We start from the raw sequence: 20,919 nt of genomic DNA, 5'->3' as shown, positions 1-20,919 counted from the left end.
ATGGCGCGTGTCAGCGGGCCGCAGGCCTGTTTTCGCTGACCTGCTGCGGGGCGGCGACGGGCAAATCCTCCAGGGCACATTTGCGCCAGTCGTCGGACGTGCAGTTCGCCGGCCACCCGCCACCAAGCGCCATGAAAAGCGCGGCGCTGTCCGAGAGGCGCGTCGCCTGGGCCTGCACGCGGACCACTGCGGCTGTCAGATAGACCTGCTGGGCATTGAGCACGACCACCTGATTGACCTGCCCGAGCGCAAGCTGCTTCTGAATGATGTCGAGGCTGGCTTTGGCGGCGAGCTCGGCCTTGACCGCAGCCTGCAAGGCGCGCGCGTCGGCCTGCAGGCTGCGCAAGGCGTCGGCGACGTTCTGCATCGCCGTGACGACAGCCTGGCGATAGAGCGCATCCGCCTGGTCCACCGCGGCCTCCGCGGCCTTCTGCTTGTGGTAGAGCGTCAGGCCATCGAACAGCGGCTGGGTCGCGCTCGCGGCGATGACGTAGAAGCTGGTTCCCGGCGTGAACAGTTCGGCGAGGCTGAAGCCGGCGGCGCCGGCATTGCCGGTGATCGTGATGTTGGGCAGCCGTGCCGCGATCGACACGCCGACCTGGGCATTCGCCGAGTGCAGCAGCGCCTCCGCGGCCCTGACGTCCGGACGCTGGGCGATCATCTTGCTCGGCAGGCTCACCGGCAGGTGCGCGGGAAGCGCCAGGCGGTCGAGCGTGAACTTCTGCAGGATTTCATCCGCCGAGAATTGCCCGGCCAGCGACGTCAGCAGGTCACGCTGAACCGCGAGCTGCTTTTCGAGCGGCGGCAGCAGTTGCTCGGACTGGGCCAGCGCGGCCTCCTGCGCCAGCACGTCGACCTGGGCGGCGCCGCCCGCGTTGAACTGGTTCTTCACGATCTCCAGAATGCCGCGTTCGATCTTCACGACGCGCTGGATCGCGGCAATCTGGCCGCGCAGCGATGCTTCCTGGATCGCCGCGGTGACGACGTTGGCCGTCAGGGTGAGATAGGCCGCTTCCAGCTGGAACAATTGCTGCTCGGAGATCGCATCGAGGCTCTCGACCGCACGAATGTTCTGGCCCCAGATATCAGGCACGAAGCTGACATTCAGTTGCGCGGTATGGAGCGAGAATACCGACGGAGACTGGCCACCCGGGCCCGAACCCGATGCGCCGGAGATTTGCTGCTGGGACGGCGTGTAGTTTGCGCCGATCTGCGGGAAGAACAGCCCGCGCTGGGCCAGCGCGTTGTACTGCGCGATCCTGATCGATGCCTCTGCCGCCTGCAAGGACGGGTTGTGCTCGACCGACATCTTGATCAATTCGTCGAGCGGCTTCGAGCGGAATGCCGTCCACCACCGCAGCGACACGTCCTCTCCGGTGACGAAGTGCTGCTTGGGCACGCTGGGGCCGCCCGGGCTCGTGCTGGGGGAAGCTAGCTTCTCGGGTGTGTAGCGATCGACGTCGGGGGCAGGCGGCGGCACGAAATTCGGCCCGACGGCGCAACTCGCCAGCAGCAGCCCGGCGGCGCCAGCGCCAAGCATCGGGCGCAGCGCACGCCGTCCGCCCGGCGCGAGCGTGGCAACAATCCGTGCGACGATCTCGGACATCAGGCCCCCCCTTCATGCGCCGCTTCGGGCGGCGCCACGGCAGCCGCCTCATCGGGAGAGGCGACGGGCTCGCGCGACAGGAAGATCTTGCGCAGCGCAGGCGCCACGATCAGCAGCAGCAGCGGGCCGATGAACATGCCGCCGACCACCACGGTCGCGAGCGGCCGCTGCACCTGGCTGCCGATGCCATGCGACAGCGCCGCCGGGAACAGTCCGACACCGGCGGACAGCGCGGTCATCAGCATCGGCCGCATGCGTTGCTCGGCGCCGTTGAACACCGCCTCCGCGATGCTCATGCCCGAGGCCCGCAATTCGCGGAAATAAGTGATGTTGAGGATGCCGTCCATGACAGCGACGCCGAACAGCGAGATGAAGCCGATCGCGGCCGAGATCGAGAAGTCGAGCCCGGCGAGGTACAGCGCGATCAGGCCGCCGCCGACCGCGAACGGTATGCCGGCCAGTGCCAGCAGGCTGTCGCGCAGCGAGTTGAACAGGCTGTAGAGCAAGACGAAGATCAGCAGCAGCGTCACCGGCACGACGATCATCAGCCGGGCCTTGGCGGCTTCGAGATTGTCGAATTCGCCGGACCAGATCATCCGGTAGCCGGTCGGAAGCTGCACCGCCTCGGCGACGCGCGTCTGCGCCTCCGCCACCGTGCTGCCGAGGTCGCGGCCGCGCACGCTGAACTTGATCGGGATGTAGCGCTGGCTGCGCTCGCGATAGATGAAGGATGCGCCGGTATCGAGCGAGATGTCGGCAAGCTCGCTCAGCGGGATGTAGGCGTTGGTGCCGGACGGCGTCTGGTAGGCCACCTTGATCTCGCGCACCTCGTCGATGCTCTGGCGGAATTTCGGGTCGAGCCGCACCACGACGCCGAACTGCCGGTCACCCTCCAGCACCGTCGTCGCGCTGGTGCCGCCGAGCGCCGCCTGGACGACGGTCGTCACGTCGCCGGTATTGAGACCGTAGCGCGCAGTCTTCTCGCGGTTGACCTTGATATTGAGGTTGGGCTGCCCGACCAGATGGAAGATGCCGAGATCGGCAACGCCGCGGATCTTGGCCATCTCCTGCGCGACCTTGGTCGCGAGCTGTTCGAGCACGGCGAGGTTGGGACCGATAATCTTGACCGAGTTCGCGCCCTTGACGCCCGACAGCGCCTCCTCGACGTTGTCCTGGATGTATTGCGAGAAGTTGAAGGTGACGCCGGGCAATTCCTCGTCGAACTCCTTCTGCAATTCCTCGGTGAGCTTCTCCTTGGTCAGGCCGGGCGGCCACTGGTCGAACGGCTTGATCGGCGCGAACAGCTCGACGTTCGCGAATGGCGAGGCGTCGCTGCCATTGTCGGGGCGGCCATGCTGCGACACCACCGTGATGATCTCTGGGTGACGCAACAGGATCTCGCGCATCTTGCGGGTCGGCTGGGTGCCGGCGTCCAGCGACATGGTCGGCGGCATCGAGGCGCGGATCCAGAAATTGCCTTCCTCCAGCGCGGGCAGGAATTCGCTGCCGAGCCGGCTCGCGGCAAGGCCGCTCAGTCCGAGGAAGATGATGCCGGTTGCGACCGCGACCCTCAGATGCGTCAGCGACCAGCGCAGCACGGGCGTGTAGGCCTTGCGCAGCGAGCGCACGATGATCGTTTCGGTTTCCTCGATATGCTTCGGCAGCAGCAGCGATGCCAGCACCGGCGTCACCGTGAATGTCGCCAGCAGCGCGCCGGCTAGCGCGTAGCCGTAGGTTCGCGCCATCGGGCCGAAGATCTGGCCTTCGACGCCCTGCATGGTGAACAGCGGCACGAACGCGGTGACCGTGATGGCCGCGGTGAAGAACACCGCCTTGTCGACCTGCAACGCGCTGACGAAGATCATGCGCAGCCGCTCGGTCCAGCCCGGCGCGGGCTGGCCGTTTCGCGCCGTGGGATCGTCTCCCCAGTAGCCCTCGGCGAGGTGTTGCAGCACCCGCAGCCGGTTCTCGGGACTGGACTGGAAATTGCGGAAGATGTTCTCCATCATGATGACGGCGGAATCGACGATGATTCCGAAGTCGACGGCGCCGAGCGACAGCAGATTGGCGTCCTCGCCCTGCAGCACCAGGATGATGATCGCGAAGAACAGCGCGAACGGGATATTGGCGCTGACGATCAGCGCGCTGCGCAGATCGCCCAGGAAGACCCACTGGATCACGAACACCAGCAGGCAGCCGAACATCAGATTGTGCAGCACGGTGTGGGTCGTCACATTGACCAGCGAGGTGCGGTCGTAATAGGGGACCACCTTGACGCCGGGCGGCAGGGTGCCGTCGCTGTTGATCTTGGCGACTTCCTCCTCGACCTTCGGCACGATGTCGTTGGTGTGTTGCGTGCGGCCCATCACGACGATCGCCGCCGCGACGTCGTCGTCCTTGTCCTTTCCGGCGATGCCGAGCCGCGGCACATAGCCGATCGACACCTTGGCGACATCCTTGATCTGGATCGGCAGCCCGTTCGACTGGGTCAGGACGACGTTCTCGATGTCTTGGACCCTGTAGCCTTTGGTGACGTCATATTCGCCGCCGGAATTGATCAGACCGATGCCGCGGATATTGACGGATTGCTGGCCGATCGCGATCTCGCGGCCGCCGACATTGATGTTGGAGTTTCCGAGCGCGCTGATCAGCTGCGGCACGGTGATGTTGTAGGCCTCGAGCTTTGCAAGATCGGCGTCGACGTTGAACTGCTTGGTGGTCCCGCCCCAGGAATTGATCTGCACGACGCCAGGTATCGTCATCAGCCGGCGGGCGACGACGTAGTCCTGCAAAGTCCTGAGATTGGTCAGGCCGAAATTCGGCGGGCCGACCAGCTGGTAGCGGAAGATCTCGCCGACGAGGCTCGACTGCTGGATTTGCGGAATCTGGTTGCCGGGGAGCTGGACGTTCTGCGTGAGGCTATTGGTGGCCTGCGTCAGCGCGAAATAATAGTCGACGCCATATTTGAAGGTGACCCGCACGAACGACAGGCCGTAGAACGAGGTCGAGCGGATGTTGACGACGCCCGGTGTCGAGTACAGCCCGACCTCCATCGGGATCGTATAGTACTTCTCCATCTCCTCGGCGGAGAGGCCGGCGGCCTGGGCCGTGATCTCGAGGATGACGGGAGCCGGGTTCGGGTAGGCCTCGATGTTCAGTTTGGTGAACGCTGCAAATCCGGCGGCGCAGAACACGGCGAGGCCGAGCACGATGACGGCGCTTCGGGTCAGACCGAATTGAAGGAGGCTCTTGATCAAGATGCTGTACTACTCTCGAGCGGACGAAGGCGCGGTTGGCGCGGGCTAGCCGGTGACCGCGTTGGCGAACTTGTTGCTGAGGAAGATCGCGCCCGTGGAGGCAACCTTCTCGCCGGCCGCCAGGCCGTTGAGGATCTGCCGCCAGCCATCCTGCTCCATGCCGATCGTCACCGTGCGGCGGTCGAACTTGCGGCCGTCGGTCGTGACCCACACCGTCATCGTTCCGTCGCCCTCGCGCACGATGGCGTCCAGCGGAGCGCTGACCGACAGCTTTGGCGGCTCGGTTTCGATGGTGAAGCTCGCCAGCATGCCTGCGCGCAGCTTGTGCTGGGGATCGTCGATCACCGAGCGCACCAGCTGGCGATGCGAGTTCGGATCGATATTGAGGCCAAGCGTCGTCACGCGGCCGCGAAACACCTCGTTCGGATAGGCCGGCACCCGCACCTCGACCGGTTGGCCGATCCGGTAGGACGGGGCGTCGGTCTCGATCACATTGGCGACCATCCACATCGTCGAGATGTCGGCCAGCGAATAGGGCGCGGGCGCATTGCCGGGTTGCACGAACAGACCCGGCGCGGCATTGCGCGCGATGATCCGGCCCGAAATCGGGCTCGGCACCACCAGGATGGAATCGACCTTGCGGTCAGCGACGATGCGGTCGATCTCGGCGTCGGTCTTGCCGAAGATGCGCACCGCGTTGCGTCCGGCTTTGTAGTTGCCTTCAGCCGTCTGTTGATCCGACGTCGCCTGGTCGACGTCCTTTTGTGCGCCGCCGCCGGTCTTCAAGAGCTGCCTGACCCGCGCCAGCGTCCTGGTCTGCAGTTCGAGCACGCCGGCCGCGGCGAGCAGCGACGACTCGGCCTGCAGCAGATCGGGGCTGTCGATCGTGAACAGCGTATCGCCCTTTGCAACTTCGTCACCGACATTGAGGGGCGTGTCGACGATCCTGCCGGGATTTGGGGTAAACGCCTGCACCAGCATGTTCTGGTTGAAGTCGATCGAGCCGACTGCGTTTTTCAGGGTCCGGAACGAGCGCTGCTCCGCGGCCATGACCTTCAGGGAGGCTGCCTGCTTGTCGCTTAGCGTGACGTATTGCTGCTCGACGTTGACGTCCTGCCGCGCGGTCTCTTGCGCGGCCTTGGCGTTCACCACACCATCGGCGCGCGTCGTGAGCCACGCGCCGGCGAGAAGCGCCGCCAGCACCGGCATCGCCGCAAAGCCCATATACTTCATTCGAAATGACATCGCCCGCCGCCAATACTGCATGAAAGCCTCGCGCGAGAGACGAGGTCTTGCCGCATGGCGGGCCGTCGTCCGATCTCCCGTTGAGAACAAATGAACAGATATCAGGGCTAGCTGACGCCAGCCTTACATTTGTCCTTTTCAAGCGTGCGCCCGGCGCGCAAATTTGATTGCGGCGGGTGCCGGTTTATCTATTTTGCGTGGGACTAGGGGCTGCCGCGCATAGCCAAAAAGTAGCGCTCTGAGCGGTAATCCAGCGTTGTGCTTAAATACGTATCGTTTGCACATCGGGACTGCTCAGCGCGCGATCTGTTACGGAATTGTCGCTTGGCTGGCGCATCGCAACAAGGTGTGTAAACAGAACGCCGATTGAATGAAGACAGGACTGCTGCAATGCGCCTTCTGATCGTCGAGGACAATCTCGAGCTCTCGCGGTTGCTCGCGAGCGGGCTGATGGCGGCGGGATACGAGTCCGACATCGTCAACAGCGTTGCCGAAGCGCGCGATGCGCTGCGTAGCGTCAGCTATGCTGCCATGATCCTCGATCTCAGTCTGCCCGACGGCGATGGCCTGACGGTGCTGGCGGAGCTTCGCCGCAGGAACGACCCGCTGCCGGTCCTGGTGCTGACCGCGCGCAACGGCCTTCAGGATCGGGTCAACGGCCTGCGCAGCGGTGCCGACGACTATCTCGCGAAGCCGTTTGCGCTGGAAGAGCTGGTGGCGCGGCTCGAGGCCGTCCTGCGCCGGCCCGGTCAGTTGCTCGGCTCCTCGCTGAAGCTCGCCAATCTCGTCTACGACACCGAGAGCAAGCAGGTGTTCGTCGACGGCACGCCGCAGGTCTTCTCGGCGCGCGAGACCTCGGTGCTGGAGATCCTGCTGCGGCGGCAGGGGCGGGTGGTGCCGAAAAAGAACGTCGAGGACCACATCTTCGGATTGTCGGGCGAAGTCGCCTCGAATGCCGTCGAGGTCTACGTGTCGCGCCTGCGCAAGCTGCTTACCGAGCACCGTGCCAAGGTCATCATCCATACCATTCGCGGCGTCGGCTATCTGATGGCGGAGGAGAAATAGGGGTGTTCCGCTTCACGTCGCTGACCTCGCGGATCGTGTTCCTGCACATCGTGGCGGTCGCGGTCGCCGCGATCTTCCTGCCGCTGCTGCTGCTGTGGCTCTTGAATTCGGAGATCAACCATCTGCATAGCGAAGCGATGCGCGATCAGGCCGCCGATCTCGGCCAGAACCTCTCGGTCGATTCCGACGGCAAGGTTCAGCTCAACCTGCCGGACAGCCTGAAGGGGCTCTATTCCGACGCCTATGGCCGCTACCGCTACGACATCTACGATGCGGACGACAATCTGCTGTTCTCGTCGCATCGCGGAGCGCCGCGACCGCCGGCCCTGGCCGACCGGATTTCCGGCGCCAGCGCCACCCAGCTCGTCGGCGGCCAGACGCTGCGAATCCAGGTCGCCGAGGACCTCTCGCATCGCGACGTCATCATCGATGACATCGTTTCCAACTTCTTCCGCCGGGTCGGCTGGATCACCATCCCGATCCTGCTGATCCTGCTGGCCACCGACATCCTGATCTTCCGCCGCGCCGTGATTCCGCTGTTGCGGGCTTCCGAGGAGGCCAGGGCCATCGGGCCGGCCAGGACCGACATTCGTCTGCCGACGGAGGGGATTCCGAGCGAGATCCTGCCGCTGGTGACCGCCGTCAACCAGGCCTTCGATCGTCTGGAGGACGGGTTTCACGTGCAGCGCCAGTTCACCGCCGATGCCGCGCATCAGCTGCGCACTCCGCTTGCGATCCTGAGGACCCGCATCGAGACGCTGGATGTGGCCAAGGGGACCAAGGAGCTGCATGCCGACATCGAGAGTATGAGCCGGATCGTCAGCCAGCTGCTCGAGATCGCCGAGCTCGATACGCTGGTGCTGGATCCTGGCGAAACCGCGGATCTGCGCGCGGTGTGCGCCGAGGTGGTCGGCTCGATCGCGCCCTATGCGCTGGCGCAGCGGAAAGACATCGCGCTGCGCGGCGCCGACGGCCCGGTGCAGGTCAAGGGCAATGCCGAGATGCTGCAGCGCGCGATCTTCAATCTGGCCGAGAACGCCATCAAGTACACTGCGGATGCGACCTCGGTCGATGTCGAGGTGCACGAGGACGGCTCGGTGCAGGTGCGCGATTGCGGGCCGGGGATTGCGCCCGCCGAGCAGGGGCTGGTGTTCCAGCGCTTCTGGCGCGGCGAGCGCCAGCGCCAGCGCACGGACGGGGCGGGGCTCGGGCTCTCGATCGTCCGCGGGGTTGCCGACGATCACGACGCGACGATCAAGGTCGAGAACCTGCCGTCCGGTGGCGCCCAGTTCACGCTGAGCTTCCACCTCGCCAGAACGGAGCCGGCGTCCGCCTGAGGACCTCGGCCGCGGCAGCCGTCGGGCCGGCCCGGCTTACTTCACCTTGCCGTCGGACAGATCCATGATGATGCGCGTGGTCAGGTACAGCCGCGGCACGATGCTGTTGATCTGCACATACTCGGCATCATTGGAGTGCGCGCCGAAGCCCGAGAGGCCCATGCCTTCGACCACGGCTCCCTTGCTCTTCAGCGCGGCAAACGCAGCGTCGGTGCCGCCGCCCGTGGCCCGCTCGGCGACGTTCAGCGGCATGCCGAGTTCCTGATAGATCGTCTTGCCGTGGCCGGCCACGCGGCGCGAGGCGTCGTTGGCTTCGAGCGGCGGGCGACGTACCTCGAACTTCACCTCGACCTTGGAGTCGGGCAGCAGGCGGTTCTTGATCTTGTCCTGCAGCGCCGTCTCGAGCTCGTCGAAGTCGGACACCTTGAGCGCGCGTGCATCGGCCTGGGCGGAGGCTTCAGCGGGGATCACGTTGCGGTTGGTGCCGGACTTGGAAACCGTCCAGTTCAGCTTCAGGCCCTGTTCGGGCTTCGACAGGTCCTTCATCTGCAGCACCTGGTGTGACAGCTCATAGAGCGCATTCACGCCGCCTTCGGGCCTCGCGCCCGCATGTGACGACTTGCCATGCACCGTGAGATAGGCCGAGCCGATGCCGCTGGTGGCGAGGCGGAGCGTGCCGCTGGCGTCGCTGCCTTCGAACGAGAACACGGCATCCTGCTCTGAGGCGACGCGGGTGATGGTGCTGCGCCAGCCGGGCGAGGAGATCTCCTCGTCGCCGTTGATCAGCACGGTGAGCGTGCCGTAATCCTTGAAGTTCAGCTTCTGCAGCAGCGCCACGCTGTGCAGGATGGTGGCGATGCCCTGCTTGTCGTCGGCGATGCCGAGCCCGTAGGCCTTGTCGCCATCGACGCGGAAGGGTTGGTCCTTCAGCATGCCCTTGAGATACACCGTGTCCATGTGCGCGATCAGCATGATCTTCGCGCTGCCGGTGCCCTTGAAGACCGCCTGCACGGCGGGGCCGATCTTCTCCGGCGTGTCGTCCAGCCGGTAGATGTCGGTGGTCTGCAGGATGTCCACCGCGCCGCCGAGCTCCTTGAGCTGGCCGGCGATGCGCGCGGCGATCTGGTTGAGGCCCTCGAGGTCCTTGCTGCCGGATTCGATCTGCACGAGGTCGCGCAGGGTTTCGAGCAGCGGCTGCTGCTCCTGTTGCGCCAGTGCGCGAATGTCGGCCGCCGGCGCCGCATGCGCCACGGCAACGGCAAACGCCAGGCTGAGCGAGGCGACGAGCGGACGAACGAAGGAGCGGGCGGGATGCGGTTGGGGCATGGGCGGCGGTCTGTGAGTTGGAGGACGATGCATGCCCCCGCGTCTTCACAGGACTCGCGGCCGCCGTCAACGGTTCCGGCACGCCCCGCTTCCGCAGGGCACGCCGCCGATGCCGGCTACTGCTTCGGTTGCCCGAAATCGAGCGGCGGCAGCTCGATCTGCGGCACCTCGATCTTGACCTTGTTGAGGTCGACATCGAGCGGCTTGTCGAGCAGTCCGGTGACCACGACCGGGAACGCGATCACCAGCGCCACCATGATCGCCTGCAGCCCGATCCAGGGCATCGCGCCCCAGTAGATGTCGGAGCTCTTCACTTCCTTCGGCGCCACGCCGCGCAGGTAGAACAGCGCGAAGCCGAACGGCGGATGCAGGAACGAGGTCTGCATGTTGACGCACAGCATCACGCCGAACCAGATCAGCGCGGCGTCCGGCCCGACCACCGGCGCCAGCACCTTCTGCGCGATCGGCGCGATCATCGGCAGGATGATGAAGGCGATCTCGAAGAAGTCGAGGAAGAACGCCAGGAAGAAGATGAAGATGTTGATGAAGATCAGGAAGCCCCAGACGCCGCCGGGCAGCGAGGTCAGATGGTGCTCGAGCCAGGTGCCGCCGGACACGCCGAGGAACACCACCGAGAAGCAGGTCGAGCCGATCAGGATGAAGGTGACCATGCAGGTGATGCGCATGGTGGTCTCGTAGCCCTGCTTGATCAGGTCGCGCAGGTCCGGGATCTTGACCGCCTCGAGGCAGATCCAGACCACCGCGAGATAGGTGATCGCAAACGCCAGCCTGAAGATCAGGTTCTCGCTGTAGAGCATCGCGATGATGGTGCCGATGCCGCCGGCGATCACGCCGATGATGAGCACCTTGCGGCCGGTCGCGCTGAAATCCTTGTGGTGGATCGCGGCGAGCACGATGGCGCCGACCGCGCCCATGGCGCCGGCTTCCGTCGGGGTCGCAAGGCCCATCATCATGGTGCCGAGCACGACGAAGATCAGCACCGCGGAGGGAATGATGCCGAGCAGGCACTTCTTCCACAGCGCCCAGCCGGTCAGCGTGCGCGCCTCGATCGGTACCGCCGGCACATGGCTCGGCTTGAAGATGCCGAGCAGGAAGGTGTAGCCGGCGAACAGCAGGATCTGGAACACCGACGGGCCCCAGGCGCCGAGATACATGTCGCCGACCGATTTGCCGAGCTGGTCGGCGAGCACGATCAGGACGAGGGAGGGAGGGACGAGTTGCGTGATGGTGCCGGAAGCGGCCAGCACGCCGGTGATGTAGCGGATGTTGTAGCCGTAGCGGATCATCACCGGCATCGAGATCAGCGCCATCGCGATCACCTGCGCCGCCACCGTGCCGGTGATGGCGCCGAGGATGAAGCCGACGATGATCACGGAATAGCCGAGACCGCCGCGGATCGGGCCGAACAGCTGGCCCATCGAATCCAGCATGTCCTCGGCCAGCCCGCATCTCTCCAATATCGCGCCCATGAAGGTGAAGAACGGGATCGCGAGCAGCAGCTCGTTGGAGAGCACGCTGCCGAAGATGCGGCCCGGGATCGCCTGCAGGAAGTTGAGGTCGAAGAAGCCGAGATAGATCGAGAGGAACCCGAACGACAGGCCGACCGCGGCGAGCGTGAACGCCACCGGATAGCCGATCAGCATCGCAACGATCAGGCCGCCGAACATCAGTGGCGGCATCATCTCCAGCGTAATCGTCATTGCGTCGGCCTCTCGTACTTCGCGTCGATCGTCACATAGCCTTGCAGCGCGGCGATCCGCTTGATCACCTCGGAGACGCCCTGTAACGCAAGCATCACGAAGCCGGACGGGATAACGAACTTGATCGGCCAGCGTAAGAGGCCGCCGGCATTGCCGCTCATCTCGCCGACCGCATAGGCCTGGTAGAAGAACGGCCAGGACAGATAGGCCAGCAGCAGGCAGGACGGGATCAGGAAGAACAACGTGCCGATCAGGTCGAGCCAGAGCTGGCCGCGTTCGGACAGCATCAGATAGAGGATCTCGACACGGACATGCTCGTTGCGCTTGAAGGTGTAGGAGGCGCCGAACATCACGAGGATCGCGAACATGTACCACTGCGCCTCGAGCCAGCCGTTCGAGGAGTAGCTGAACGCGTAGCGGATCATGGCATTGCCGGCGCTGACCAGGCAGGCGATCAGCACGAGCAGATTGCAGACATAGCCGATCTTCTCGTTGAGTCGGTCGATGGCCTGACTCAGTGCCAACATTGGGCGCATCACGATCTCCAAGGTCGCGCGATTCGCGCGCCGAATATCTTCTCAAGCATCATCTGGCCGCCGCACGCACGCGCACGGAGCCACGGCTCACCTTCAGGAGCAGTTGCAAGCGATCGTCCTCCCCCGAAAATCCGCTTCCGCCGTTGTTGGTGCTCTTGGCTGCCGGATCGTCGGCAGGTGCCGACAGGGGGCAGCGGCCTATCCGGCCAGGCGAGCGTGAAAGCCGGGGCACCAAATCAGCGCCGCGGAACGCCGTCAATCGGAAAATGGGCAAATTGACGCCGCGGCAAATCGTTGTCCCGCCTTGGTAATCGGGGGACGGCGCCGGCGTTGGCAGCGGCTTTGGACTAGCCGCCGGTGACGCTCATGTGGCGGCTGACGCTCGGGCGGTTGTGACGGCGGTCGATGATGAAATCGTGCCCCTTCGGCTTCAGACCGATGGCCCGGTCGATGGCCGCCGACAGCAGATCGTTGTCGTCGGAGGCGCGCAGCGGCCGGCGCAGATCGGAGGCGTCCTCATGGCCGAGGCAGGTGTGCAGCGTGCCGGTGCAGGTGATCCGCACCCGGTTGCAGGATTCGCAGAAATTGTGGGTCATCGGCGTGATGAAGCCGAGCTTGCCGCCGGTTTCGGCAACCCGGACATAGCGGGCAGGGCCGCCGGTGTCGTCGGCAAGATCGGTCAGCGTGTAGTGCTTCTCGAGCCTCGCGCGCAGCAGCGACAGCGGAACGTACTGATCGATGCGGCCTTCGCCGATGTCGCCCATCGGCATCACCTCGATCAAGGTCAGGCCCATGCCCTTGCCGTGCGCCCATTCCATCAGCGCAGGGATCTCGTCCTCGTTCATGTTCTTCAGCGCGACCGCGTTGATCTTGACCGCAAGCCCGGCGGATCGCGCCGCCTCGATGCCCGACAGCACCTTGTCGATGTCGCCCCAGCGGGTGATGGCCCGGAATTTTACGGGATCGAGCGTGTCGAGCGAGACGTTGACGCGGCGCACGCCGCAGTCGGCCAGCTCCTGCGCGAAGCGCGCGAGCTGCGAACCGTTGGTGGTCAGCGTCAATTCATCGAGCGCGCCGGTCGAAAGGTGGCGAGACAGCGAGCGCACCAGGCCCATCACATTGCGGCGGACCAGCGGCTCGCCGCCGGTGAGGCGGATCTTGCGCACGCCCTTGGCGACGAAGGCCGAGCACAGACGGTCGAGCTCTTCCAGCGTCAAGAGGTCGGCCTTCGGCAGGAAGGTCATGTCTTCCGACATGCAATAGAAGCAGCGCAGGTCGCAGCGGTCGGTGACGGAGACGCGCAGGTAACGGATCGTCCGGCCGAACGGATCGGTCATCGGACGAAACAGCGTGTCGGAATGAGCCTGCGTGGATCCGTTCATTCAACCCAAGCCTTCAAGCCAAGCCTTCAATCAAGGCGTTCCCGGAGCGCCGGGCCGTGACGGGCCCCGCACGCGCAATCTATGCATGTTGGCACGCCGTCACAATGCGTTCCAATGGATGATCCGCAACCTGCGAAGCCAATTGCAAAGCGATAGGTGAGACAGATCGCGCGATGCATGATCGCAATCGCCGATGTGTCTCCACCAAAACCAAAAACCCGGCTTTGGGCCGGGCTCTTGTGCAGTGCAATCTCGATCAGATGCGCGCAGCGCTGCGCGTCAGCGCGTGGGCGCGGCGGCCGGCGGCGGTGCCGCGGCGTCCGGAGCGGCGGCAGGCGCCGCAGCGGCAGCCGGCCTCGGCTTCTTCTTTTTCGGCCGCATCGCCTTGTGCCCGCGCGGCGGCGGACCGGCGGGTTGCAACTCGGCGAACACCGGGCTCGGATCGAGCGTGGTGGTGGCCGGGCTGGTGAAGTCGCCCGGCGTCCGGGTCACGGTCACCGGCACCGTCGCCGGCTGGAACTTCGGCATGTTGAAGGTGACGGCAAAGTTGGCCTCCGGCGCCGGGACCGACACGGTGCAGGGCGTCTTGCAGCCCGGTCCGAGCGAGGTCACGGCGTCGGCGCCTTGCGGCGCCGAATCCAGCTGCACCTGCATCGGCGGCGGTGCCGACTTGAACGAATCCAATGAGAACGAAGAGCAGCCGGCCAAGCTCAGCCCGGCGGCCGCGAACACGATGATACGACGCATGATCCACACTCTACTGCGGCAATCAGCCACAATCCCCGGGGCGACCATAAGAGCGTCGGAACAGAGGTGCAACAGCGGTAGGTCTGTTCGTTAAGGGATGGTTAATGGAAAATTCGCATGGCAAAATATATCTATTTGATATCAATGCGTTGCGAAAATCTTATGCGGCGCCGAGGCTGGCGACGGCGTCCGGCAGGTCGCGCATATGGCTGATCAGCCGGTCCGGCTTCAGCTCGGTCATCGGCACGTCGGTATAGCCGAAATCGACGCCAATCACCGGGACGCTGGCGCGCCGGGCGACCCCGACGTCGGGACCGGCATCGCCGACCATGATGGCGCCGGGCAGCTTTCCGCCGGCGCGGGCGACCGTCTCGCGCAGGAAGGCCGGATCGGGCTTGGCGATGCCGAACGTGTCCTGGCCGCAGATCGCGGCAAAGCGCGGTGTCAGGCCGAGCCGGTCGAGCAGCAGCTTCGACAGCCACTCCAGCTTGTTGGTGCAGACCGCGAAGCGATGGCCCTTGGCTTCCAGCCGATCGAGCGCGGCCTCTAACCCGTCGAAAGGTCGCGAGCCGTCGACGATGTGCTCGGCGTAATAGTCGATGAAATCCGCGGTCAGACGATCGAGGTCGGCGAGGCTGACCGCGCGTCCGTCGACCTCGAGCCCGCGCTCGAGCAGCTTGCGCGCGCCTGCACCGATCATGTTGCGGGCCGCCGACAACGGCACCGGCCGCAGGCCTTCGCGGTCGAGCACATGGTTCAGCGCACTGATCAGGTCAGGCGCGGTGTCGACCAGCGTGCCGTCGAGATCGAACACGATGATGCGGGGAGAGGAGGCAGACATCTGTTTCTGGCTATCGGGCAGCGCGGCACGATGCAAGCGAAGATGCTAGTGTCGCGCAAAAAAGGGAGGCTCGGGTGCGGGAACTTGCCGGAAAAGCCGCTTTTGTCACCGGTGCGGCCAGCGGAATTGGCCTCGCCATGGCAACCGCGTTCGCGCGCGAGGGCATGAAGGTGATGCTCGCCGACATCGAAACCGGCGCGCTCGACAAGGCCGTCGATGCGCTGCGGGCCGGCGGGGCGGATGTCCATGGCGTCGTCTGCGACGTTGCCGATCCCGCAAGCCTCGACCGCGCGGCAAAGGCATCGTTCCGCGCATTCGGCAACGTGCACGTCGTCTGCAACAATGCCGGCGTCGCGGCCGGTGGCGGCATCGACCCGATCTCGGTCGACGACTGGCGCTGGGTGATCGACGTCAACCTGATGGGCGTCGTGCACGGCGTCAGGAGCTTCCTGCCGCACATCCGCGCGCACGGCGAGGGCGGCCATATCGTCAACACCGCGTCGATGGCCGGGATGAATGCCGGGCTCGGCGTCAGCCCGTATTCGGCGACCAAATTCGCCGTCGTCAGCCTGTCCGAAGGGCTTTCGGCGCAACTGGCGCCGCTCGGGATCGGCGTCAGCGTGCTTTGTCCGAGCTATGTGCGGACCCGGATCGGCGAGAGCGGGCGCAATCGCCCGGCCCAGTACGGCCCGGCGCGCCAGCTTGCCCCTGACAGCCCGGCAGCGGCGCTCGTCGCCGAGATCGCGCGGCGTCTCGAGGCCGGTCTCGACCCGGCCTCGGTTGCGGCCCGCGTGATGCGCGCCATTCACGACGACCAGCTCTATGTTTTCACCATCCCGGGATGCGGGCCGAGGTCGAGGACCGTTTTGCGGCGATTTTGGCCGCGATGGACGCCGTTTCGGCCTAAAGACTGGCCCGGATGGCGCTATTCCTGCCCGTGAATCGAGGTTAGATATGCGCCCGCCGGGCCGCCCGAGGGCGCGCCCGTAACGGACAACCGAGGGGCTATCGGCCGTGGACATGGACGCACTGAAACGCCAGGCGGCGGCGCGCGCGCTCGAAGAGGTGCGCGACGGCATGAAGCTCGGGCTCGGCACCGGGTCGACCGCCAAGCATTTCGTCGAACTGCTCGGCGAGAAGGTCCGATCAGGCATGAAGGTGATCGGCGTGCCGACCTCGGAGGCCACCCGCGCGGACGCGATCCGCTGCGGCGTCCCGCTGACCACGTTGGACGAGATCGATCACCTCGACCTCACCATCGACGGCGCCGACGAGATCGACCCCGCGCTCAATCTGATCAAGGGCGGCGGCGGCGCGCTGCTGCGCGAGAAGATCGTGGCGGCCGCCAGTGATCGCATGATCGTGATCGCCGACGACAGCAAATGGGTCGACGTGCTCGGCCGCTTTCCGCTGCCGGTCGAGGTGATCCCGTTCGGGCTCGCCGCGACGAAGGCCGCCATGGCGCGGGCGTTCGCCGAGGCCGGCGTGTCCGGCCAGATGATCGTCCGCAAGGGCAAGGACGGTCACGTTTTTGTCACCGATGGCGGCCACTGGATCGTCGATGCGCATCTCGGCCGGATCGGCGACCCGCCGCGTCTCGCCGGTTTGCTCAGCGTGATTCCGGGCGTGGTTGAACATGGTCTGTTCATTGGCCTCGGCAGCGTCGCCGTGCTGGCCGGCGCACAGGGAATTCGGGTTGTTGAACGGCGATAGCGCCGCAAGCAAGGAGACTTGGAATGAAGCGTTTTTCGGGACTTTTGTCGGCAGCGGCCCTGGCGGCTGGCCTCGCGCTCGCGGCCGCACCGGCGATGGCGCAGCAGCAGCTGCCGCCGATGCCCAAGGTCAAGCAGTCGACGCCCGCGGCGATCGGCTACGCCAAGGAAATCCTGGCCATGAAGAACGTGGCGGTGATGTATTCCGGCGCCGTTCCGGGAATCATCGAGAAGACCAAGACCGGCCTGCTGCAGCAGTATCTGAACTACCAGAAGGACCTCGACGAGGTGGCGCTGGTCGTCGCCAAGCAGTTCGCGGGCGGCGAGAAGGAGATCGGCGAAGGCATGGCGCAGATCTACGCCGCCGAGTTCACCGAGCAGGAGCTGAAGGATCTCGTGACCTTCTACAAGACACCGCTCGGTCAGAAACTTTTGACCGCGGAGCCCACGGCAATCAACGGATCGCTGCAATATATGCAGCAGTGGGCGCAGCAGTTCGGCGTGATCGTCAACGGCCAGTTCAAGGCCGAGATGAAGAAGCGCGGCAAGGATATCTGACGCGTTTTCGGAGCGCCGCGTGTGACCTCGCCCCGTTTGCGGGGCGAGGGGGAAGAGAGGGGTTGCCATGGCCGAGTTTGACGTCGACCTGTTTGTCATCGGTGGTGGTTCGGGCGGCGTTCGTGCCGCCCGCATCGCGGCCAATTATGGCGCCAAGGTCATGGTCGCCGAAGAGTACCGGATGGGCGGCACCTGCGTGATCCGCGGCTGCGTGCCGAAGAAGCTGTTCGTGATCGGCAGCCATGTCCACCAGGAGATCGAGGACGCGGCCGGCTTCGGCTGGAGCATCGGCCAGGTCTCGTTCGACTGGGCGACGCTCGTCGCCAACAAGGATAAGGAGATAGCCCGGCTCGAGGCCGCCTACACCACCAATGTCGAGAAATCGGGCGCGAAGATCGTGAAGACCCGCGCGGTGCTCGAGGACGCCCACACGCTGCGCCTCGCCACTGGCGAGAAGGTCACAGCAAAGTACATCCTGATCGCGACCGGCGGCGCGCCCAACCACGGGCCGATCGTGCCCGGCATCGAGCACGTGATGTCGTCCAACGAGGCGTTTCACCTGAATGAGCTGCCGAAGCGGATCGTGATCCAGGGCGGCGGCTACATCGCGCTGGAATTCGCCGGCATCTTCGCCGGCTACGGCTCCGACGTCACCGTGGTCTACCGCGGCGACAACATCCTGCGCGGCTTCGACGAGGACGTACGCAAGCATGTCCGCGCCGAGATGGAGAAGCGCGGCATCACCATCATCACCGGCTGCACGGTGGCGAAGGTCGACAGGCACGGCAAGGATTACACGACCCATCTGTCGAGCGGCTCCAGCATCGCCTCCGACCAGGTGATGTTCGCGATCGGCCGGCATCCCAACGTCGCCAATCTCGGGCTTGAGACCGCCGGCGTTGCCATCAATCCCGCCAATGGCGGCATCCAGGTCGACGGCTGGTCGAAGACCTCGGTCGACAACATCTACGCGGTCGGCGACGTCACCCACCGCACCAATCTCACGCCGGTCGCGATCCGCGAGGGCCATGCCTTCGCCGACACCGTGTTCGGCAAGCGCCCGGTGCAGGTCGACCATGCCACGATCCCGACCGCGGTGTTCTCGCAGCCGGAGGTCGGCACCGTCGGCCTCACGGAGGAAGAGGCGCGGGCGCAGTACAGCCACGTCGACATCTACAAAACCGATTTCCGCCCGATCAAGGCGACGATGTCCGGCCGCGACACCCGCGTGCTGATGAAACTCGTGGTCGACGGGGCAAGCGACCGCGTGCTCGGCTGCCACATCGTCGGCGATTGCGCCGCCGAGATCACCCAGGCGGTTGCGATCGCCGTGAAGATGAAGGCGACCAAGGCGGACTTCGACGCCACCGTCGCGCTGCATCCGACCGCCTCCGAAGAGCTGGTGACGATGCGGACGCCATCCGCGCGCCACGTCCGCCAGGCGGCGGAGTAGGGCGCGCGGCGCGCCGAGACGATCGGCCTTGCGCTCGATTTCTGCACCGCAAGCTCGCGCTGAGCAACGGATCTCGCGGTCGGTAATGGGGAACGCGACCTGCCTGAAAGTCCAACGCCGCCCGCTTAAAATACATGCGAGCGGCGTTGTCTCTAGCCCCAGGAAGGTCACGGCAAAATCCTGATATTCTTAAGTCTGCAGAAGCGCGCAAAGGTTTCATACCTCGGAAGGGGTAGGTTGCCTGCACAACACCGGCGCGCCTGTCGGCGACCGCATTTGGCGCGGGGAACCAAGGCACCCTTGTTGACCTGGATATGCACCGGACCTTCTCCTCTGGGGCCATTGTTCGCGCGCTCAAATCAAATGCAGTTTCCGGCAGATGGCCCGCGCAGCGGCGCTTGTACCCAGACGGTGCGATAGCAGTGCGGCGATCTCGCGCGCGTTGGAACCTTGCGCTATGCTGGCAGTTCCACTCCAAACAGTTTGATGTCTCAAATTGAGGGAGCCGCCCATGACAGGCCCGACCGAGCAGGAGATTAGGACCCGCGCCTACGAATTGTGGAAGGACGCCGGGGAACCGCCGGGCCAGATGGATCAACTCTGGTACAAGGCTGAGCGGGAGTTGCTGGAGCGCAAGGCCGCCAACGGTGAAGCGCATTGCGAGATCAACGGGCACAACGGGCCGACACCATATCCGGAGAAGCTGAGGGGCGTGCATTGAGTGCGTCGCGCGGCTGAGCTAACGAGCCCGGCAGACTGGCCCGGACCCGGAGGCATCATGAGCGGCGCGATCGATCTTTCGCAGAAACTCTCGACATTCACCGATCACTGGTCGCCGCGCACGGTGGCGCAATTCAACGCCTGCGACGTCATGGTGGTGAAGGTGCAGGGCGAGTTCGTCTGGCACAAGCACGACGACACGGACGACTTCTTCCTCGTGCTGAAAGGCGTGCTCGACATCGAGCTGCGCGACCGCACCGTGACGCTGCATCCCGGCCAGATGTACATCGTGCCGAAGGGCGTCGAGCATCGGCCCGTCGCGCGGGAAGAGGTGCATCTGCTGCTGATCGAGCCGACGGGAACGCCGAACACGGGCGATGCGGCGACGGCGGCGCCACGGAAGGTGGTGTGAGACGGGCGGCGGGCTTGCACGGGATTGCAACCGCGGCCGTCAACACCAAGCTTTGGATTTGGCCGCCTAGTGCGCGAACTGCAGCCCCATGGCTTCCAGGGCTACGCGCAGCACCACGGTCGTGGCGACAATTGCGCCAATGAGCCAAAGCATCTTTAGGCCTGCGGAGGGTTTGATGTCAGCATTCTGCGGATCGCTCGGGTCATATGTGATCCGCGTCTGACAACCAATGGGCCAGAGTGCGACGCTCGAACCCACCTGCGAGATAAAAGTCACTTCCTGGCCGTCTGCTGTCTGAAATCGAATTTGCGGGTGCGGCACGCGCCTCGCTATTCCCTCATGGGCAAATCGATGACGGTCCCCCAAGCCGTGACTGTACGTCGTTGCTCGCCGAAGGGATCAGCGAAGCGCCAGTACAAGGCCACGCATATGATCGCGATCACGATGTCCGTAAGCATGAGGGATTCCGAATAGACGGGATCGACCAGGATCGTACGAAGCCTAACTTAGGTTGACAACAAGGCGTGCGCCAAAGCGAGAAATTCGCAAGGCGGATCAACGCGATCACTCACGTCCAGTCCTCGTGCGGAAAATATTCCGCTTGGCGTTTGACCCAACTCAGATGTTCAATGTGCCCGTCTCACCCGATCGAGGGGCGCTGCGCATCGTCAGGAGTGTTGCGGTGAGATGCGGTGGACGCCGGGCATGCGAGAGACGACATGCATGCGAGGCGGACGGCGAAATCGTGTGGTCCTGACGCCCTCACGGCAGGTGTCTTCGTGCAGAACGTATTGCGTCATGCACGGGCGGTGACAAGCAAGCCCAGTCTCACCGGGGAGAGCACGTATAAGCCGTAACCCATCGCGCAGGGAAAGCCGGGATGTTCCCGGTTACACCTGTGGTCCGACCTCCGGTGCTTTTTATTTGCACCGGACCCACGGGTGCGATCGGCACCCGGCTTTCCCTGCGCCCTCTGTCTGATGAGAGCGCGAAACGAAGAG

Annotated in this window: 18 protein-coding genes; 8 read left to right on the top strand and 10 right to left on the bottom strand. The window is 64.9% G+C overall.

Features of this window, described 5'->3' with window-relative positions; genetic code table 11:
- Positions 1 to 10: 10 nt before the first annotated feature.
- Genes AKN83_RS04610 through AKN83_RS04600 form a run of 3 tightly spaced genes read right to left on the bottom strand, consistent with a single transcriptional unit; the run spans position 11 to position 6,108 of the window.
- Positions 11 to 1,606 (bottom strand): efflux transporter outer membrane subunit, encoded by a 1,596-nt coding sequence (locus AKN83_RS04610; RefSeq protein WP_050400275.1) that lies wholly within the window; start codon positions 1,604 to 1,606, stop codon positions 11 to 13.
- On the bottom strand, positions 1,606 to 4,863 hold the full coding sequence (locus AKN83_RS04605; RefSeq protein ID WP_050400276.1) for an efflux RND transporter permease subunit: 3,258 nt from the start codon (positions 4,861 to 4,863) through the stop codon (positions 1,606 to 1,608). The genes AKN83_RS04610 and AKN83_RS04605 overlap by 1 nt, the downstream gene beginning before the upstream one ends.
- A gap of 45 nt (positions 4,864 to 4,908) precedes the next feature.
- The gene (locus AKN83_RS04600) at positions 4,909 to 6,108 is read right to left on the bottom strand and encodes an efflux RND transporter periplasmic adaptor subunit (RefSeq protein WP_244521880.1); all 1,200 of its coding nucleotides are present in this window, start codon (positions 6,106 to 6,108) and stop codon (positions 4,909 to 4,911) included.
- A 390-nt stretch (positions 6,109 to 6,498) separates the two neighbouring features.
- Between AKN83_RS04600 and AKN83_RS04595 the strand changes: the two genes are divergently transcribed.
- On the top strand, positions 6,499 to 7,173 hold the full coding sequence (locus AKN83_RS04595; protein WP_050400277.1) for a response regulator transcription factor: 675 nt from the start codon (positions 6,499 to 6,501) through the stop codon (positions 7,171 to 7,173).
- A 2-nt stretch (positions 7,174 to 7,175) separates the two neighbouring features.
- Positions 7,176 to 8,510 carry a sensor histidine kinase gene (locus AKN83_RS04590; RefSeq protein WP_050400278.1) on the top strand — a complete coding sequence of 445 codons (1,335 nt, stop codon included), beginning with the start codon at positions 7,176 to 7,178 and terminating at the stop codon, positions 8,508 to 8,510.
- A 36-nt stretch (positions 8,511 to 8,546) separates the two neighbouring features.
- Here AKN83_RS04590 and AKN83_RS04585 read toward each other — a convergent pair whose 3' ends face one another.
- From AKN83_RS04585 to AKN83_RS04560, 6 genes are all read right to left on the bottom strand, one after another.
- Positions 8,547 to 9,836 (bottom strand): M20/M25/M40 family metallo-hydrolase, encoded by a 1,290-nt coding sequence (locus AKN83_RS04585; protein ID WP_050400279.1) that lies wholly within the window; start codon positions 9,834 to 9,836, stop codon positions 8,547 to 8,549.
- Positions 9,837 to 9,952: 116 nt separating this feature from the next.
- On the bottom strand, positions 9,953 to 11,557 hold the full coding sequence (locus AKN83_RS04580) for a TRAP transporter large permease (RefSeq protein WP_050400280.1): 1,605 nt from the start codon (positions 11,555 to 11,557) through the stop codon (positions 9,953 to 9,955).
- Positions 11,554 to 12,093 carry a TRAP transporter small permease subunit gene (locus tag AKN83_RS04575; protein WP_050400305.1) on the bottom strand — a complete coding sequence of 180 codons (540 nt, stop codon included), beginning with the start codon at positions 12,091 to 12,093 and terminating at the stop codon, positions 11,554 to 11,556. The genes AKN83_RS04580 and AKN83_RS04575 overlap by 4 nt, the downstream gene beginning before the upstream one ends.
- 347 nt (positions 12,094 to 12,440) lie before the next feature.
- On the bottom strand, positions 12,441 to 13,475 hold the full coding sequence (gene moaA, locus AKN83_RS04570; protein ID WP_050400281.1) for a GTP 3',8-cyclase MoaA: 1,035 nt from the start codon (positions 13,473 to 13,475) through the stop codon (positions 12,441 to 12,443).
- Between the two features lie 279 nt (positions 13,476 to 13,754).
- A complete protein-coding gene (locus AKN83_RS04565; protein ID WP_050400282.1) occupies positions 13,755 to 14,222 on the bottom strand; it encodes a hypothetical protein in 468 nt (155 codons plus the stop codon).
- 160 nt (positions 14,223 to 14,382) lie between these two features.
- Positions 14,383 to 15,063 (bottom strand): HAD hydrolase-like protein, encoded by a 681-nt coding sequence (locus tag AKN83_RS04560; RefSeq protein WP_050400283.1) that lies wholly within the window; start codon positions 15,061 to 15,063, stop codon positions 14,383 to 14,385.
- Between the two features lie 74 nt (positions 15,064 to 15,137).
- Here AKN83_RS04560 and AKN83_RS04555 point away from each other — a divergent pair, with 74 nt between their 5' ends.
- From AKN83_RS04555 to AKN83_RS04530, 6 genes are all read left to right on the top strand, one after another.
- On the top strand, positions 15,138 to 16,004 hold the full coding sequence (locus AKN83_RS04555) for an SDR family NAD(P)-dependent oxidoreductase (RefSeq protein WP_244521879.1): 867 nt from the start codon (positions 15,138 to 15,140) through the stop codon (positions 16,002 to 16,004).
- A gap of 73 nt (positions 16,005 to 16,077) precedes the next feature.
- A complete protein-coding gene (gene rpiA, locus AKN83_RS04550) occupies positions 16,078 to 16,776 on the top strand; it encodes a ribose-5-phosphate isomerase RpiA (protein WP_157113203.1) in 699 nt (232 codons plus the stop codon).
- A 23-nt stretch (positions 16,777 to 16,799) separates the two neighbouring features.
- A complete protein-coding gene (locus AKN83_RS04545; RefSeq protein WP_063695183.1) occupies positions 16,800 to 17,333 on the top strand; it encodes a DUF2059 domain-containing protein in 534 nt (177 codons plus the stop codon).
- Positions 17,334 to 17,400: 67 nt separating this feature from the next.
- On the top strand, positions 17,401 to 18,786 hold the full coding sequence (gene gor / locus AKN83_RS04540; protein WP_050404700.1) for a glutathione-disulfide reductase: 1,386 nt from the start codon (positions 17,401 to 17,403) through the stop codon (positions 18,784 to 18,786).
- A gap of 511 nt (positions 18,787 to 19,297) precedes the next feature.
- Positions 19,298 to 19,507 (top strand): DUF2934 domain-containing protein, encoded by a 210-nt coding sequence (locus tag AKN83_RS04535; protein WP_050404699.1) that lies wholly within the window; start codon positions 19,298 to 19,300, stop codon positions 19,505 to 19,507.
- Positions 19,508 to 19,564: 57 nt separating this feature from the next.
- The gene (locus AKN83_RS04530; RefSeq protein WP_050404698.1) at positions 19,565 to 19,918 is read left to right on the top strand and encodes a cupin domain-containing protein; all 354 of its coding nucleotides are present in this window, start codon (positions 19,565 to 19,567) and stop codon (positions 19,916 to 19,918) included.
- Between the two features lie 66 nt (positions 19,919 to 19,984).
- On the opposite strand, the gene AKN83_RS04525 is transcribed toward AKN83_RS04530, so the two are convergent.
- On the bottom strand, positions 19,985 to 20,239 hold the full coding sequence (locus AKN83_RS04525; protein ID WP_050404697.1) for a DUF3592 domain-containing protein: 255 nt from the start codon (positions 20,237 to 20,239) through the stop codon (positions 19,985 to 19,987).
- Positions 20,240 to 20,919: the final 680 nt, after the last annotated feature.

This window comes from Bradyrhizobium embrapense (assembly GCF_001189235.2).
Lineage (GTDB): Bacteria > Pseudomonadota > Alphaproteobacteria > Rhizobiales > Xanthobacteraceae > Bradyrhizobium > Bradyrhizobium embrapense.
The sequence above is the reverse complement of the archived record's forward strand: the minus strand, read 5'-3'. Positions and strand labels throughout refer to the sequence as shown.

What these genes read in the sequence shown, in the direction of transcription:
- AKN83_RS04610 (WP_050400275.1), bottom strand. Translation starts at nt 1,606, where the DNA reads ATGTCCGAGATCGTCGCACGGATTGTTGCCACGCTCGCGCCGGGCGGA.
- AKN83_RS04600 (WP_244521880.1), bottom strand. Translation starts at nt 6,108, where the DNA reads ATGTCATTTCGAATGAAGTATATGGGCTTTGCGGCGATGCCGGTGCTG.
- AKN83_RS04595 (WP_050400277.1), top strand. Translation starts at nt 6,499, where the DNA reads ATGCGCCTTCTGATCGTCGAGGACAATCTCGAGCTCTCGCGGTTGCTC.
- AKN83_RS04585 (WP_050400279.1), bottom strand. Translation starts at nt 9,836, where the DNA reads ATGCCCCAACCGCATCCCGCCCGCTCCTTCGTTCGTCCGCTCGTCGCC.
- AKN83_RS04580 (WP_050400280.1), bottom strand. Translation starts at nt 11,557, where the DNA reads ATGACGATTACGCTGGAGATGATGCCGCCACTGATGTTCGGCGGCCTG.
- AKN83_RS04575 (WP_050400305.1), bottom strand. Translation starts at nt 12,093, where the DNA reads ATGCGCCCAATGTTGGCACTGAGTCAGGCCATCGACCGACTCAACGAG.
- moaA (WP_050400281.1), bottom strand. Translation starts at nt 13,475, where the DNA reads ATGAACGGATCCACGCAGGCTCATTCCGACACGCTGTTTCGTCCGATG.
- AKN83_RS04565 (WP_050400282.1), bottom strand. Translation starts at nt 14,222, where the DNA reads ATGCGTCGTATCATCGTGTTCGCGGCCGCCGGGCTGAGCTTGGCCGGC.
- AKN83_RS04560 (WP_050400283.1), bottom strand. Translation starts at nt 15,063, where the DNA reads ATGTCTGCCTCCTCTCCCCGCATCATCGTGTTCGATCTCGACGGCACG.
- AKN83_RS04545 (WP_063695183.1), top strand. Translation starts at nt 16,800, where the DNA reads ATGAAGCGTTTTTCGGGACTTTTGTCGGCAGCGGCCCTGGCGGCTGGC.
- gor (WP_050404700.1), top strand. Translation starts at nt 17,401, where the DNA reads ATGGCCGAGTTTGACGTCGACCTGTTTGTCATCGGTGGTGGTTCGGGC.
- AKN83_RS04535 (WP_050404699.1), top strand. Translation starts at nt 19,298, where the DNA reads ATGACAGGCCCGACCGAGCAGGAGATTAGGACCCGCGCCTACGAATTG.
- AKN83_RS04530 (WP_050404698.1), top strand. Translation starts at nt 19,565, where the DNA reads ATGAGCGGCGCGATCGATCTTTCGCAGAAACTCTCGACATTCACCGAT.